This is a genomic window from Micromonospora sp. S4605 (assembly GCF_003176715.1).
In the GTDB taxonomy this organism is placed as follows: Bacteria; Actinomycetota; Actinomycetes; order Mycobacteriales; family Micromonosporaceae; genus Micromonospora; species Micromonospora echinaurantiaca.
Genome location: NZ_QGSW01000163.1, coordinates 1 through 1434, shown reverse-complemented (window position 1 = coordinate 1434; position 1434 = coordinate 1). Strand labels below are relative to the sequence as shown.

Genomic DNA, 1434 nt, shown 5'->3' with positions numbered 1-1434 from the left:
TACTCCAGCCGGGGATGTTGACCTCGGCTGAGCTGCGGTTTGGTGCGGTGGGGGTATGAGGGCAGCCACCGTCGATCATGGACGGCTGTGTGGACTGACCATGACGCAGCGGTGGCTGCCGGATACAGGGTAGACGCGCAGCGGTGGCGGGTGTTGTTCGACGAGCTGATGTTGACGGTGGGGCGGCGTTTCCGCAGGCCCGAGCCGCGTCGGCGGGTGCGTGACTTCGTCCGGGGCCTGCTGGCGCCGCTACCGCGGAAGAACTGCTGGAGCATCGCTGAGCACGCCGGGGATGCTGGCCCGGACGGGATGCAGGAGCTGCTGACCCGGGTGACGTGGGACGACGCCGAGGTTCGTGCCGATGTCCGCGAGTTCGTCGGTGAGCATCTTGGTGATGTCGAGGCCGTGCTGGTCATCGACGAGACGGCTGATCTGAAGAAGGGCCGGCACACCGTCGGGGTGCAGCGGCAGTACTCGGGCACGGCCGGGAAGATCGAGAACTGCCAGCTCGCCGTGCACCTGGTCTATGCCACCGAGGCTGCTCACGCGATGCTCGACACGGCCCTCTACCTGCCGAAGTCATGGTGCGACGACCCCGATCGCCGCGCCGAGGCCGGTGTCCCTGAGCAGGTGCGCTTCGCGACGAAACCGCAGCTGGCGGCCCGCATGATCGAGGCAGCGGTCACCGCTGGGCTGCCGTGCCGGTGGGCGGCCGGCGACGAGGCCTACGGCAACGATCCCCGCCTGGCCGCCCGGCTGCGTCAGCTACGACTGGGCTACGTCCTGGCCGTGGCCTGCTCACATCAGGTGATCACCGGCCTCGGCGTCCACCGCGTCGACGCTCTCGCCGCCGAGCTTCCCGCCACCGCCTGGCAGCGGCTCTCCGCCGGTCGAGGCGCGAAAGGCCACCGCTACTACGACTGGTCCTTCGTCGCCCTGCCTCACGCCACCGACGCCCACGGCGGGCACCACTGGCTGCTGATCCGCCGCAGCCGCCGCACCGGTGAACTGGCCTTCTACCGCTGCTGGTCACCCGAGGTCGTCGCGCTCGGCACTCTCGTCGCGGTCGCCGGCCGCCGCTGGAAGATCGAGGAATCGTTCCAGGCCGCGAAGACCGGCCTCGGCCTCGACCAGCACCAACACCGCCGCTGGACCTCCTGGCACCGCTGGACCACCCTGGCGATCCTCGCCCACGCGTTCCTCGCCGCCGCTACCGCCGAGCACCGCAACCGCTACCAGCCGGTCGGGCTGATCCCCCTGACTGCCAACGAGCTACGCCACCTGTTCCACGTCCTGATCATCGAACCCACCCGCCGACGCTACGACCCGCTGCTCTGGTCCATCCGCCGACGCCGCCACCAAGCCAGAGCCATGACCAGCCACTACGCCCGACAAGCCCTCATCGAGCCGTGATCACGATCCCCGGCTGGAGTA

The 1434-nt window shown here is 69.5% G+C and carries 1 protein-coding gene; it reads left to right on the top strand.

Annotated features, from left to right (window positions below; all coding sequences use genetic code 11):
- The first annotated feature begins 168 nt into the window (after positions 1 to 168).
- Positions 169 to 1413, top strand: a complete 1245-nt coding sequence (locus DLJ47_RS11735) for an IS701 family transposase (RefSeq protein WP_199235799.1) — start codon at positions 169 to 171, stop codon at positions 1411 to 1413.
- The last annotated feature ends 21 nt before the right edge of the window (positions 1414 to 1434 follow it).